The sequence below is a fragment of the Cupriavidus taiwanensis genome (assembly GCF_900249755.1).
GTDB classification, from domain to species: domain Bacteria; phylum Pseudomonadota; class Gammaproteobacteria; order Burkholderiales; family Burkholderiaceae; genus Cupriavidus; species Cupriavidus taiwanensis_D.
Genome location: NZ_LT976853.1, coordinates 304,678 through 318,254 on the forward strand (window position 1 = coordinate 304,678; position 13,577 = coordinate 318,254).

The 13,577-nt window shown below is 61.8% G+C and carries 14 protein-coding genes; 7 read left to right on the top strand and 7 right to left on the bottom strand.

Features of this window, described 5'->3' with window-relative positions; translation table 11 throughout:
• Positions 1–120: 120 nt before the first annotated feature.
• A complete protein-coding gene (locus CBM2594_RS27100) occupies positions 121–480 on the top strand; it encodes a type II toxin-antitoxin system RelE/ParE family toxin (protein WP_116355257.1) in 360 nt (119 codons plus the stop codon).
• On the opposite strand, the gene CBM2594_RS01325 is transcribed toward CBM2594_RS27100, so the two are convergent.
• The 7 genes from CBM2594_RS01325 to CBM2594_RS01355 form a co-directional block, all read right to left on the bottom strand.
• Positions 408–1,241: a YdcF family protein gene (locus CBM2594_RS01325; RefSeq protein ID WP_116355258.1), complete on the bottom strand. Its 834-nt coding sequence runs from the start codon at positions 1,239–1,241 to the stop codon at positions 408–410. The genes CBM2594_RS27100 and CBM2594_RS01325 overlap by 73 nt on opposite strands.
• Before the next feature lie 27 nt (positions 1,242–1,268).
• Complete coding sequence (locus tag CBM2594_RS01330; protein WP_116355259.1) at positions 1,269–3,041, bottom strand: DUF6880 family protein; 1,773 nt, start codon at positions 3,039–3,041, stop codon at positions 1,269–1,271.
• Between the two features lie 150 nt (positions 3,042–3,191).
• A complete protein-coding gene (locus CBM2594_RS01335; RefSeq protein ID WP_116355260.1) occupies positions 3,192–5,708 on the bottom strand; it encodes a phospholipase effector Tle1 domain-containing protein in 2,517 nt (838 codons plus the stop codon).
• Positions 5,709–5,744: 36 nt separating this feature from the next.
• Positions 5,745–6,320, bottom strand: a complete 576-nt coding sequence (locus CBM2594_RS01340) for a DUF3304 domain-containing protein (protein ID WP_232346541.1) — start codon at positions 6,318–6,320, stop codon at positions 5,745–5,747.
• Between the two features lie 121 nt (positions 6,321–6,441).
• On the bottom strand, positions 6,442–6,741 hold the full coding sequence (locus CBM2594_RS01345; protein ID WP_345775023.1) for a DUF3304 domain-containing protein: 300 nt from the start codon (positions 6,739–6,741) through the stop codon (positions 6,442–6,444).
• 114 nt (positions 6,742–6,855) lie between these two features.
• Complete coding sequence (locus CBM2594_RS01350) at positions 6,856–7,749, bottom strand: DUF4123 domain-containing protein (RefSeq protein ID WP_116355262.1); 894 nt, start codon at positions 7,747–7,749, stop codon at positions 6,856–6,858.
• A 20-nt stretch (positions 7,750–7,769) separates the two neighbouring features.
• Positions 7,770–10,667 (bottom strand): type VI secretion system Vgr family protein, encoded by a 2,898-nt coding sequence (locus tag CBM2594_RS01355; RefSeq protein WP_116355263.1) that lies wholly within the window; start codon positions 10,665–10,667, stop codon positions 7,770–7,772.
• 9 nt (positions 10,668–10,676) lie between these two features.
• On the opposite strand from CBM2594_RS01355, the gene CBM2594_RS01360 reads away from it, so the two are divergent.
• Genes CBM2594_RS01360 through CBM2594_RS01385 form a run of 6 tightly spaced genes read left to right on the top strand, consistent with a single transcriptional unit; the run spans position 10,677 to position 13,526 of the window.
• Complete coding sequence (locus tag CBM2594_RS01360) at positions 10,677–10,928, top strand: hypothetical protein (protein ID WP_147310397.1); 252 nt, start codon at positions 10,677–10,679, stop codon at positions 10,926–10,928.
• The gene (locus tag CBM2594_RS01365) at positions 10,925–11,431 is read left to right on the top strand and encodes a hypothetical protein (protein WP_147310398.1); all 507 of its coding nucleotides are present in this window, start codon (positions 10,925–10,927) and stop codon (positions 11,429–11,431) included. Before CBM2594_RS01360 ends, CBM2594_RS01365 begins: the two co-directional genes overlap by 4 nt.
• 7 nt (positions 11,432–11,438) lie before the next feature.
• Positions 11,439–12,026, top strand: a complete 588-nt coding sequence (locus CBM2594_RS01370) for a hypothetical protein (protein WP_198048083.1) — start codon at positions 11,439–11,441, stop codon at positions 12,024–12,026.
• The gene (locus CBM2594_RS01375; protein WP_116355264.1) at positions 12,023–12,664 is read left to right on the top strand and encodes a hypothetical protein; all 642 of its coding nucleotides are present in this window, start codon (positions 12,023–12,025) and stop codon (positions 12,662–12,664) included. The genes CBM2594_RS01370 and CBM2594_RS01375 overlap by 4 nt, the downstream gene beginning before the upstream one ends.
• The gene (locus tag CBM2594_RS01380) at positions 12,661–13,071 is read left to right on the top strand and encodes a hypothetical protein (RefSeq protein ID WP_116355265.1); all 411 of its coding nucleotides are present in this window, start codon (positions 12,661–12,663) and stop codon (positions 13,069–13,071) included. Before CBM2594_RS01375 ends, CBM2594_RS01380 begins: the two co-directional genes overlap by 4 nt.
• Complete coding sequence (locus tag CBM2594_RS01385; protein WP_116355266.1) at positions 13,068–13,526, top strand: DUF2846 domain-containing protein; 459 nt, start codon at positions 13,068–13,070, stop codon at positions 13,524–13,526. Before CBM2594_RS01380 ends, CBM2594_RS01385 begins: the two co-directional genes overlap by 4 nt.
• The last annotated feature ends 51 nt before the right edge of the window (positions 13,527–13,577 follow it).

Sequence of the window (13,577 nt, forward strand, 5' to 3'; positions counted from 1 at the left end):
AGCGTGTAGATGGTTCGCTGCCGAGTTCCGCGCCCGCGTGCAAAGCCGCAAGCGCTAAGTTGTCGCACTGCGCCTGAAGCTACGTCCCGCCGCGCGCGGTGATGCCCATGCGGCCCAGGATTGTATGATGGTGCCGCCCCGGGCCTTGGCAATGCCTTTACCGACGAGTTTTTGAGTGTGCTGGCCTACCTGGTTGAGCATCCGAGTGTCGGTTCCCGCCGTTACGCCCACCTCTTGCCAGACGAATCGCTGCGCGTCTGGTCATTCGACCGCTTCCCCTTCCTGGTGTTCTACCGTGTGAGCGGCGACGTGCTGGACGTCGTGCGCGTTCTGCACGAGCGTCGGGACATCGTTGCGAGCCTGATTCGCATTGAGCCGGGTTGGCTGTCCGCAGACGGCGCTCGGGCTCAATACTCCCTCAACACCCATCCGCTGATCGCGGCAAAGTACTCGCGGAGCCAGGCGTTATATCGAAGGTAGATCGGCGTTCCAGCCCCGACTCCGGCGACTTTGCCGAAGCCTGCCTTCCCGGCAATCTGCACCGCCCGCCGCACATGGAAGTCGCTGGTCACCACCACGATGGGGTCGGTGGCATCAACGCTTTGCCCCTCCAGCAATCGCCGGCTGAACACCAGGTTCTCCTCGGTACTGGTGCTGCGCCCTTCGCGAATCACCCTGTCCGCCGCGATGCCACGCGCAACGAGGTAGTCTGCCATGATGTCCGCCTCGACACACTGCAGCCCAAAGTCCTGCCCACCGCTCACTACGACCCTGGCGTCCGGCCACCTTCGCGCCTGCGCCAGCCCCTGATCCAGCCGCGCAATCAATGTTGGCGACGCCTTGCAGTTTGGCGTGCCAGAGCCAAGAATGACGACGGCCTTCACCGCCATCCCCGCCGGCACGGAAGTGCCCATGCCGCTGCGGATGCCATAGAAGAACGCCCCGACAGTGACTAGCCACACGGCAAACGCTATCCATCCAGCATGCCAGAGCCACTGCCGCCGGCGATTAGCCTTCCGCCATCGCGCGACGCCATTCCAGCACAACGCGAGTAGCAGGAACGCGATGCCAATGCACGCCGGCAACGTGATGCCGAAGTTGAACAGCCCCATCCCCATTAGTGCGACGGCATCGCCGAGCAGAACGGCGCCGACCAGGGCCAGGGCAAGGCGTAGCCAGCGCGTGCTTTGTTTCACTGCAGGGTTCTTCAGGTTGTTGGTTGCTGGATTATCGAGCGGCATAGACCACTTGGTAGAGCGACACCACACTCAGGACAACTTGTCGAGCAACTTGATGAAGTTGCGCTTTGCGCGATAGGTGTCGCGGATCTCTTCCAGTTCCCTGGCGAACTCGGCGCGCTCGTCCAACTTTGTCCGCAGGCTTCCGATGGCGCGCACGATTTCAAATGCCTCGTCATAGCGCGCGTTGCGCGTGCCGCGGTCGGCAGCGACCGGCAGCAGTCGGTGATAGAGGGCGATCGCGTCATGCGGATGCGATCTAGCGCGGAAGGCCGCCATCCGCGGCCAGATTTCCGTTGCCACCAGGCCGCCGAGGAAGGCGTCCCACGCCGCATCTGCCTTGTTTTCAGAGATGAAGAGTTTCACGAGTTCAGTGCGCGTTGGCGTCTCCCACGCACGGCGCTTCGATTTTCCGCGCGACTCCTCATTCTTGACGAGCGTCCACAGATGGGCCAGTGCACGCTCCCGGATCGCATCATGCCGATCGATGGCCGTAGCGACCTTCATCAGGTCAGCAAACCTGTCTGCCGTTGGATCCATCTCGAAGCGACGCCAAGCGAGCATAGCGGCCTCGTCGGAATCGCCGCGACGCAGATATCCGTCGACGCAAAAGTCGAGCAGGCGCGGGTCGACATGCCCGGCCGGTTCACGAAGACCTCGCTCGGCCCACGCGAGGCCTTCATCCGGACGTCCGTGTTTCACGCAAGCTTCTGCGATCTGGAGAAAGCGGTACGGACTTGAAAGATCCTTGGCGAGAATCCGGACCAGTGCATCGATGTCGCCGTCATGCTGTGCCAGGGCTTGCATGGCGTTCTCGAGATGCAGTCGACGCGTCTCGAATGACTGGTCAGGGTCTTTGCCAGGAGCAAGCGGGGCAAGCGCTTCCCATGCCTCGCTGACGAGTTTGCGATAGCGGCTCAACCCGCTCTTGCCCAGCGGTTCTGCGTAAGCCGGCAAGACATTGTAGAAAGTATCCCATTGCCCTTGCGTCTGCAGGCGGAACAGCCGCTCCGCAAGCTTCAAAGGGTCGGGGCGGGTCTGGCCGCATGCGTCGAGATGGACGGCCGCCAGTTCCAGGATGCCGGGCATCACGCCTCCGCCGGAATCGTCGATCTGCTCAAGGCTCTTCTCCGCGCCGGCAATGGCCAGTTCCGTGAGTTCGACGACGTCCGCGGCGTGCGGTCCGGCAAGCCGCTGGCGCAAGGTATCGGCGAGCGACCACAGGCTGCTGCCATATTCGTCAGCCTCGTTCCAGGCCAGCGGCCGGGCGATGCGCGTTACCTGCTGCACCGCGGTTCTCATGCTAGGCAAATCTGACTGCGCTGTACGTGCGGCAAACAGCAACTTGTCGCGTAACGTCCGATCAAGCTCGGCGGCCTCCAGCAGCAGATCCTGAAGCGCACTCTTGTCCAGCGTTTCCACGTATTTACGAATCACCTCACCGTAGGTCTTTCGTTTCTTGCGTGGTTTCTCCCGGCTGGTCTCTTCGGCATGGAACACCTCTTCTCCCGAGTTTTCGAGCCAGGCGAGTGCAACCGCTACCGCGTGTTTGCAGAAAACACCTTCATCGCCCACCGGACAATTGCACGAATAGGCGAGTCCGCCATCGCCAGCGACGGCCAGCTGTACACGGTAACGGTGCGTTCCGCGTACGCTGGCGCGAACGGCGCCTTCACGTTCCTCAACGCGGGACACGGCACCATCATGGAAATAGGCCACGCCGCGCTCGAACGACCCGGTATCGGCAAGCGTCTGAACTGCGGCGAGTGTGAGAGTCTCAGTGAGTGTTGCAGGGGTGGACATGGAAGGAGGCATACCATTGAAGGAGTGCCGCAACGGACGGTGGATTGATGCGATGATACCTGTCCGGGCGCTGCGAATCCTGCCCTGCGCGCAAGCCGCATCACTCGAGGCACATGGAAATCGCTGGTCATCACCTAAGTCAGCGCGGCACTAGTTGGCCCGTTCCTCCATAAACGCCGTAATCGCAGCCATTTCTTCCTCTATCGCCTGCACCAGGCGAAACTGTCCCGCCAGGTCGTTATAGAGGTCCTGTGGTATCGACCCGTAACGAGCCGAATCGCTCAGCGTCCGGTTAAGCGCTTCGGATCGGGAGCGCGCCAGCTTGAGCTGCGGTTCCAGTTCCTGCATCCGCCTTTTCAATGCGCTGGCGTCCAGTCCGGCGAGCTGCGGGAAGTTGGCGCGGTAGTCCATGTACTTGTCGTCATAGACCGTCCGCCACCGCAGGTAGCCCCACATTGGCCAGAGCTCCCGGCCACTGGGCTGCTGCGGCAGTTGGCTGGTGTAGGCCGGATCCTTCAGCGCGGCGTCGACCGACTGGCCCTTGGCTTGGCGTTGACGCTTGAGGCGTGCGTGTGTCTCCAGCATCGCCTGTTCCTTATCGCTCAATGGCGGAGGCGGCAATGCCCCCATCTTGGCCGTCATCGGGCCAATCATTATGGGCGCAGCTTCCTTGCGGGCCGCTTTTGCCGCGACCGCGTCGAGTTTGTCCTGTTGCTTGCGGTACCAGACGTCATCGTCGTCGCCCAGTGGCTTGAACCAGGCGCGGGAGTCGTGCGCGTAGCGGGAGAAGAGGACATCGATGGCAGGTGAGACATCCTTGTTTTCCCACGCTTGCTTCACGTCCTTCCAGCTATCGAACTTGATGCGGATTGCTCTCTTGCCTTGAGAGAACACGGTGGCGCCTTGCACGGCTCCCGATGGCGGAAGCCACGCGATTGGTCCTCCGGGCGCTTCGGGGACCGCCGCATGTACGGCCGGGCTTGTGACTTCACCGGCGACGGCGGAGACCACAGAAGCCCCGGTCGAGGCCAAAGCCTCGGCAATCCATTTCGCGCCTTTTATCAGCCAGTCGGTGTAATGGCCGCTGATCCAGTCCGGCACTGGGTTTTCGTAGTTGACGTAACGTTGGACCCATTTCAGTTCCTCGGCCAGCTCGGCATCCGCCTGAATCAGGTCCGTGCGGTCGTTCGCGGGAGCGCGTTTGACGCTGGGCATGGCTGCCACTTTGCCAAGCTGGAGATGCCGCCAGCGTAGGAAGTAGCCGTAGTGGTGTCGGATCAGGTCCGGGGTTGTGGTGGGACTGACGCTGGAGGCGTCGGTGGCATCGCGGTAGGCGTTGAAGGCGGCGATGAGGTCGGGGTCGATCTTGAACTGGTCCTGCAGTTCGCCTGGTGCATCGGCCGGGCTCATCAGCGGGACCCCTGAGATGACGGCCTCACGGAACATATGCGCCAGCGCAATCTGAGACAGCTTGGTGCTGTCGTCAGGCGTCCCGTCTGCGCGGCAGCCGCGGCCCTGTTCGCCAGGCTCATAGCCCCCGCCCAGATCGGAGTGCACGCCTGGGTAGACGAATTCATCCACGTTGCTGCCTTGGGCGCTGTCCAAAGGGAAGGAGCCGCGTACTTCATGGCTGGATACCAGATGCACGCAGCGCTTGACTAGGTCTGGGCCGGGAATGCGCAGCCAGCGCTTCTGCGCCCAGGCGCCATGTCCGGAGACGATGGTTTCCATCATGCTCTGCGCGATGCCGGCGGAGGCGACGGTATCGAACAGCCCCAGGAAGTCGATCTGTACGGGGATGCTGCACAGGCTGAGCTTTTCACCGTTCGCATCGCAGGCATCGCGCAGCCAGTTGCAGAACACCCTCGCCTGCGCGGCCCCTCGTGAGAAACCGAAGACGTGCAGGTGGATTTGCTTGATGATCGGCTTGCGGTCTCTGGGCAGGTTGCCCAGAGCTTTAGCCAACGCAGCCTTGCGCTCGTTGAGTACGCGACGACGGCCCTTGGTATTGACTTCGCGCCAGTTGGTACGGGCCACGGCAGTCAGGGAGGCAAGCGTGCCGACGCATGCGCGCAGGTCGCGGTCGAATTCGCCTTTGGCGCGGTACTTACCTTTCAATTCACGTTCGATATCGCCACTGCTGCCGAGTTTCGGGATCTGGATCTCTGGCGCGTTCATGTCCGCGCTCATCTGCCTGACGAGATCGCGGTCTGTAGGTCGATCAGTCAATGTTCGGCCGTGGTAATGAGCATGCAAGTGGTTATGGATTTGCAGCAGGGCCCAATTGATACGTGCTTCCCCGCCCCACCCGGCGGCAGCGCCGGCGACCGCTTGAATGCCGATCCCCACGTCGCCAACCTCGTTGTAGAAAGGCGTACCGACGCCTGCGGCATAGCTACTGAAGCGAAGTTGCTTCAGTTCAGCCGGCTTTTTCTTTACCTCGAAGAGGTCGGCGAGTCTTGCAACGTTACTGTGTGCCTCTCTCGCCCGGTCGTTGTCCCTGTTGTTGCGCGTACCGTCGAAGAAGAACCCAAAGTGCAATTCTTCCTCACAGGGAGCTGGACTCCCAAGGGTTACCTTCAGCGTTGCGAGCCTGAAGAGCTTTACGTCGGGTGCGAGTTCAAACGGTGTAATGGGACAGTGCGGAGCGAAATGAACGGCAGTCATAATTTTGTACTTGGTACAGTAACGGGGACACAAAGCTCATTTGCGTTGCTCGGGGAGATCCTGCAGTGCCCGGTACTCCTCGCGATACTTTTTGGCGTAACAGGTCTCTCGATCTTTTGACGCTTTCCGTCTGAGGCAGGCGTCCGTTGGATCTTCCAAACGATATGGATCCGCTTCCCAGCCCGGAAGCCAGTCGGTCAAATATAGTTTGACCTCCTGATCCGGGTAAAACGCCACATAGAAATAAGACCCCCCTTCGGGCGGATACTTTTCGACCGGAACCTCTTTGGTATAGAGCGCCTTTTTGTCCTTCTCGAAAAGCTCATCGTCGCTCCACTTGATCGTGACCTTAAAGTTGGGGTCCCATTGTTTGGGTACCGAAATTCCACCAATCCATTTTGTCCCGCCGGCGTTCGCCACCATCCCTCCAGCCCATTGACCATTGACGTACACCACGCCAATCGGAATGTCGGTGTAGTTGAGCACGCCGATCTGGCCGCCGAGTGTGTCGTCCTCTTCCTCGACGGCGACCTTTGGCGCTTCAGTTTTGCCGCACGCGGCAATGCCCAGCAGTGCTATGGACAGCAATACAAGGAAAAGACATCGGATCATTCTTGTAGCCATCATTGTTTATCCCGTTGTAAGCACGGCATAGTTCGCATGGCCTGCTCGCTTTCTGACTGAGAGAGCTCGAACGGTTCGTTAGGGCAACGTGGAGCAGAGCTAGTGATGGTCATGCTGTAGCAACGTAGATTTGGAACGCGGCGGGGCCCCATTTCTTGGGTATGGCAATGCTGCCTGTCCAACTGGCACCCCCGGTGTGTGGCACTATCGATCCAGCCCATTGCCCATTCACATAAACTACGCCGATCGGCACGTCGGTGTAGTTGAGCACGCCGATCTGGCCGCTAAGCGTGTCGTCGTCCCTGACGGCGTGCTTCGGCGCTTCAGCTTTGCTGCACGAGGCCAGACCGAACAGTGCTGCGGCTAGGAATGCAAGGAAAAGGGGTCTAAGCATTCTTGGAAACATCATTGTTTGTTAACTTCATGATTCGAATAGAACGCGACATAGAAGTATGCGCCTCGCGTTGGCGGATACCTTTCGACTGGAACCTATTTCGTATGCCTGTCTCTTTACCCAGCGCCATCACAGCGCACCTCCATCGCCTAGCCCCGAAAGCAAGTATTCCCGAAACGTCGATTCCGATTGTCGCGATCTACCCAGCCATTGCAGAAGCTCCGGCGCCTCCAGACTCGCCTCTCCCCTAGCCATCGCATAAAGCGCAAGCAGCGCGATATCCAACGCTGCTTCAATCCGATACATCCTGGCCACCCCACAGGACCGCGCCACAAGGCGATACGCTTCTGCCCTTTCAATCTCGGGAAGAAGTGCCTCCCGGTACATCAAGTCCAGCACAGCATCAGGCATGGCCGCGTCGACCATCCGGTCCAGCTCGTCCTGAGACAGCACCAGTGGCTCGTTCGGATATGCCTCGGGTTCGGCCCTTGGTTCTGCGAGAGGTAGCATCTCGAGCGCGCCTTCGCGGTTCACAAGATGCCACTGCACAAGCGGCGCAGTCAGCCGGTCCCACCCTTGCTGGCTCAAGACCGCAGGCAGCGCTGACAGCACGCGCGTATCGGCAAAGCGCAGCAGATAGGGGGTGTCATCGTCCGCAATGATCGGCTGCAGGCAAGGCTGCCACAACGCCGCCAGGCGTTCCGCGGATTGCCATGAGGCCACAAAGCTCAGCATCGGTCGCCCTTGGCAGTGCGTACCTAGCGCTGCCAGCAAGTCGCGCCGTTCGACGCTCGCCATGCCATCAAGCGGCAACAGGTAAGGCGATGCCGGCACCAGGTCGCGGAGCGCGCCGGCATCGCTGTACAGTGGATAACGCTGCGCCAGTGCCGTGAAGGGCCTGCCCTTATGGTCAAACACGCCATCGACCAGGGCACACCAGTGGACGCTTGGCGTACCGTCGATGCGCTGTAGCAGCCCATCCAGCCATATCCCAGGATCGCGCGACTCGACTGCGTAATACATAAGAGCTCCGGCAAAAGTCTCTACGCGGCGGCGAGGTGCGAGCCGGCGGCGGCCGCCTTCAGCAGGCAGTCGAGGCAAGCATGCTGCGGAAACACCGGCAACGGATAGGGCGTGTTCACCGGCCCCTCGAATTTGCGCTGCGCGGCCTTGTAGGTGATCGGCCCCGGGCATTCGACGGTGATGTTGCCGCCCTCCAGCGTGATCGAGGCACCGCCCGCAGTGGCCAGGCGAATGCGTTTGGCCGACGCAAAATCGACGTTCATGTTGGCGGAAACGATGACCAGGTCTTCGCGGGCCGCCAGCTTCAGCAGGTCGTGCTGCGCCTGGAGGTCGATATCGTCCTGCCCGGCGGTCACTTGCAGCCCGACGTTGCCTTCGCCGGCGGCGGAGAGCCCGGCTGCGATGCCGATCGCCTGGCCGGCATGCACGCGCCCCTGGCCTGCCACGGCGATGCTGTGGTCCTGTCCGCTGAGCAGCGCTACGCTCTCGCCGTTGGCGAGTTGCAGGTCCTGGCCCGCGACTACGGAAATCCCCGCGCGGCCGCTCAGGTGGACCATGGGCTCTGCCTGGTGCGGGACCTTGCCGGCGGTTGTGGCAGTGTTGCCGGCGGCGGCATCGGCCAGTGCGGCATCGAGGTCCTGACCGTCGACCATGCCGGCGGCCGCCCTGGCCTGTGCGGGCAGCGGCGCCTGCTCGTCGGCTGCGACGCTGAGCGGTGGCACCTGATGTACGGCAGCGGCCTGGCCCAGCGTGCGCGCGAGGTCGCTGCCCTGCCGCAATAGTGCGATGCCGGCCGCGTTGTCTCCTGTCGGCAGGGTCCGGCCGGTGACGGCGTCGCGGTAGGTGGTCAGCAGCAGTCCGGCCCGCCCGCGCACGGCGGCGTAGCCGTCGGTGCGCAGCTCGAAGCCCTGCCCGCGGAAGCTGCCGCGGCGGTTGTCCTGCTGGTGCACCACATGGCCGAGGTTCAGCTGCGTCGCCGCTTGCGTGGTGGCCAGCTGCGCGCGCAGTTGCGCGTCGCTGTCGTCCAGCACCAGCTGGTTGTGGCCTTTGCCGCCATGCTCCTGGCTCTTGAAGCCGGTCAGCGCCGCCGCGTTGCGGTGCCCCTGCGCGTCCGGGCTCATGCCGTGCCATGGTGGGCTGTTGCCCTGCGCGAGGTTGCCCTGTGCGCTGCGGTGGGTATCGCTGCCCTGCGCATACAGACCCTCGGCATCATAGGGTTGCGAGAACGTCGTGCCGCATAGTGCGCGGCCGCCTGGAGTCGGCGCGATGCCTGCCTCGCCCTGCCCGTTGTACACGGCAGCCAGCACGAAGGGCTGGTCGATATCGTCGTCACTGAACTTGACCAGCACCTCCTGGCCGATGCGCGGCAGCCATTGCCAACCCATGCCGGCGCCAGCCTGGCGCTGCGCCACGCGGATCCAGCGGCTGCTGCGGTCGTCGGCGCGCTCGCCGCGCTGCCAAAGGAACCGTACCCGCACATGCCCCTGGCGGCTGACGTGATGCTCGGCGTTGCCGTCGGCGCTGGTCTGGCCATCCGGCCCCACGACGATGGCCGTGTGTACGCCAAGTGGCACCGGGCGGCTGTACAGGCGCGGACAGTCCGCGCCGAGAATGGGCGCGCGCCACGGCCGTCGCGCGTCGAAAGCGCGGAGCAGCGCGCCATAGCCGTGCTCGCGGGCCGCCGTTACCAGGTGTGGCGGCGTGGCATTGCGCGCTGGCATGGGCGGCGGCCCAAGCAAGCCCTGGATCTCGGCCATCGATTCGGGGGCGTCCGGAGCGTTGTCCAGGGTCAGCGCAGCTTCGGGTGCGCCCAGGCGCTTCGAGAGCTCTGCTTGCGTGTCGTGACCCAGGTTGTTGAAGCCGCAGTGCTCGACGGCATCGAGCAGCAACGGATAGCCATCGGTATCGTTTTCCGGCGGCGGCAAGTGTGGACAGCCGGTGACAGCGAACCGCGTGCCGGCGCGCAAGGTGCGTACCGTGGCGGCGCCGGTGAACAGCAGCGCGCGGGCTTCGATGGCCTCCATCACTTGCTCGGCAACCCGTTGCGCGGCCTCGGCGTCAGGGGCCAGCGAAGGGCTCACCGACAGGTAGGAATCGGGCATGCCTTGCATCGAGCCAAAGCGCGCAGGAGCATGGCCGCGCACGGTGCGTTTTGCCTCGGCATCCCAAGCGGTGACGGAGACGCCGGGGATTGCTGAACGCGTCTCGCAGGTCAGTTGCTGGACGGCGTCGGTGGCCTCCTGGCTATCGGCGCGGTGGTAGCGGATGCCACTGGTTGTCGCGGACTCAGGATCTTCGTCCAGACGCGTACTGTCGGCAAAGATCAGCACCGTGTGGCGATGCGGCGCTTCCTGGTCTTCCACCACGGAGTATCCAAGGCCCGCCTCGGCCAGCAGCCGCGACACGAAGTGATAGTCGGTCTCGCGGTACTGCGCGATATGCGGCCATTTGCGGGCCATGCCGATCCGCGCCAGCGCGCCCGGCGCATAGCGCCAGCTTGCGTAGGGCGCGTAGGGGCGCAGCACCTCGTCGATGATGCTGTCGAGCGTGCGCTGCTGGAACACCTGGCTGTGCCGCTGCTGGGTGGTCAGCCACAGCCACGGCACGACGGTCAGGCGATAGCGCGCCAGGCCGCCATCGGCACCCAGCTTCTCGGCCTGGCGCACCAGCCCCGAGCGCGCCGTCTGGCCGCCGCCGGCCAGCGTGGTCGACAGCGTCAGGCGCTGGCCGAGGAACGCATCCAGCGACAGCGAAGGATTGGCGCTGACGGTGACGATGCGCCATTCAAAGAGTTCTGAGATGGCTTCGCGGCCGATCCAGGCCTCGATTGCCAGCGCATCGAGCGGGCCGGTGCCGTCCATCGAATAGAGGCGATGGGCCGGGGAAAACAGGTTCCGAAACAGGGCTGCGGCGTCCATAGCATTTGGATGAAATCCATTGCCGGGAAAGGAACGCCATTAGGTCCACAACGCGATACGGAAATCATTTATCCAGATCAAGAATGGATTTGTTATTTTTTTGCTGTTACTTTGTCCGTCTGGGAGGAGGCATGCGGCCTCAGGAAAATCCTCACTTCGCTGCTGAATCTGCTGCAGGCAGCGTTGCGGCCGGATGGGTGCGTCGATATAACGTCGGCTCCGATGTGGAAAACGCACTCACTTTCCGAGCCTTCGCCATGAAGACATTGATTCTTGCGCTGCTGATGCTCGGCGCCGCTATTGCCGGACACGCTCGTGGCGCCGCGTTGACCCCAGGCATCTACCGCATAGACGCCGGTTCCTACTTGACCGCTGTGCAGCGCGCTGAAGCCGGGCCCAATAAGCGCATCGAAGAAAAATTCGAGCATGCCTTCTGTGCAGCGGCCGGTGTCGCGTATGCCGTGGTGTCGCGCGAAGCGAGATATGCCGAACCCGAGCGCAACAGGGTGCTGTTCCTGACAGCGGACGGCTACAAGGCCGATGTCGAGCATGGCGAACGGTCTTGCATTGCCTATGCCCTGCCAGGCGGGAACGATTATTCAACCGCCGATCCGTTTTGTGCTGGCGCGGAAGCGCTGTCCGATCGGACACTTGCAAGCTTTATTCTGTGGCCGCCGCCGCGGCGCAGGGATCTGGGCGACATTCATATCCCGCGGGAACGTACTCCCACTCAGGACGACAGGGTCGGCTGCCTGCTCGGCTGAGGCCGGGATGGCTACGTTGATCGCTACAGGATCCATGGCAGAAGCGACAGCCGCTGGTGGGATTTTGGCGAGTTCCGCATTTGCTGCAGGTGGCATAGCAAACCTGGCTATTGCCGGGGCTTTAGGGAGCATTGCTTCAAGTGCTGCGATTCAGCTTGGCACGACTGGCAGGATCAAGTTCGATCGAGTGGCGACGGCAGGCTTGGCAGGCGCCGTAACCGGTGGCCTTGCGGGGTACTTTGGAGGCAACTACGGTGTCGACCGACTACTCGCTTCCGGGTTTGCTGGATGCGGCACGGCAGCGATGCAGGGGGGCGACTGCAAGTCCGGAGCGATGACCGGATCTGCGACGGCCGCGGTTGCCTGGACGGCTAATGTGATGCGGCAGGATCAGATTGAGTCCTCGCGGCGATTCAAGGGAATCTATGACGGAAAGGAAGGAATGACCGCCTTCCAACGGATGATGTTCGAGATCCAGACCGATATCGACATTCCACTAGCGGCTCCGTTTGCAGGCGTGACCTTACTCAACCAGTACGGGATCGATTGGTCCGTCTTCCGCAACCAGACCCAGCAATCGAAGGATCGAAAATGAAAGGATGGAAAATAGTTGCGGTGATGGCCTTGGGCTGTTCGGGGTGCCTTCATTCACCGCCGAACTACCCAGGCGCCGGCGATAACAATATTGATCCGGCCGAATACGCTAGCGTTGCTTGCCCCGACCTGAGTGGCCGATATGAGGGCAGAGGCGAGCTATTGGATGGGGACGCTACGGCTCAAGGATGGGCGAAGACTATGCGCATTGACTATGTCTTTCCATTTGCCAGTAGCGCAGAGGCGATGAAATTTATGAGCGCAGCAAGATCTGATGCAGGCGATACCTCGTATCCAAAATACGGGGAAGTGACGTGGATCGCCGAGCGGTCATTCCAAGTCAGCGTGAACTATGAGAATGGTAAAAGCGCATCACGCGCCCTCTTGTTTGAAGACAAAGGCAGATTCGTATGTACTGGTTCCCATGGAAAGATCATATGGGGAGGAGCTAGCAAAGGCGGCAGATCTGAATTCGGACCAAATACCACGGATTCGATGGCGATGCTGTACCTGGATGACCAAGGAAATCTAATTTCGGAAGCTTCAATGCAGGTTCACATGAGCCTACGACTCGGCGGCATCCCAACCGGTACGGCCAAGCACTTCTCAAAATATAGATTCAAACGGCTACCTGAATGAGAACATCATTACCACTCTATCCCTTTTGCAAGGCACTTGCCGCAGCAGGCTGCCTGGCGCTTGCCGCCTGTGCCCCGATGGTCGCGACAACCCCATCGGCCATCGAGGCCACGCAACCCAACACAGCCATTCGACGCATCCAGATCCTGGCACCCTCCACCATCAAACTTGACACAGGCTATTCCCGTACGCTGCCTGACAAGTCAGTCTGGTCGAAAGTGGGTCGCGTTCCACAAGGCGATGTCTACAGGCCCGTCGGCAACGTCTTCACGATCGAGGGCCGCCAGGTACACGAGGCCTACCTGGTCATCCATAACCAGACCCTGGTGGGTTTCTATTTACCCGGGGAACAGAACTATTCCCCTCTATCCACAGCAGTACCTTTGAACTTGGGAGAATCGGAATGAAACGGGTTGCTCGCATGCTGTTAGCCGGGCTGGCGGCGTCATCGCTGCTGGCTGGATGTGCTTCGGGTGTGAAACACGCCGACATGGCGGCATCGATCCCGACGCTGAAGCCCGGCGACGGTCGGGTCTACTTCCTGCGTTCGGCGTCGATGTTCGGCGCCGCGGTGCAGCCGGATTTGCGTCTTAACAATCAGGTTGTCGGAGAATCCAAGCCCGGCGGCTTCTTCTTCGTGGACCGTCCGGCAGGCAAGTATGTGGCTTCGGCCGCGACTGAAACCGAAAAGACGCTGAGCTTCGCCCTGGACGCTGGTGAAACCAAATACGTGCGCAGTTCACCGTCGATGGGGTTGATGATGGGCCGCGTCGTGCTGGAATTGGAAACGCCGGAGAAGGCGCAGGCAGAACTTCCTTCGCTGAGTTATACCGGCGACTTGATCAAGACGCCGGCGAAGTAATGCCGATGCGGCCGGGGGTGATCTCTCACTAGGGTTGAGATGCGGGGCGGT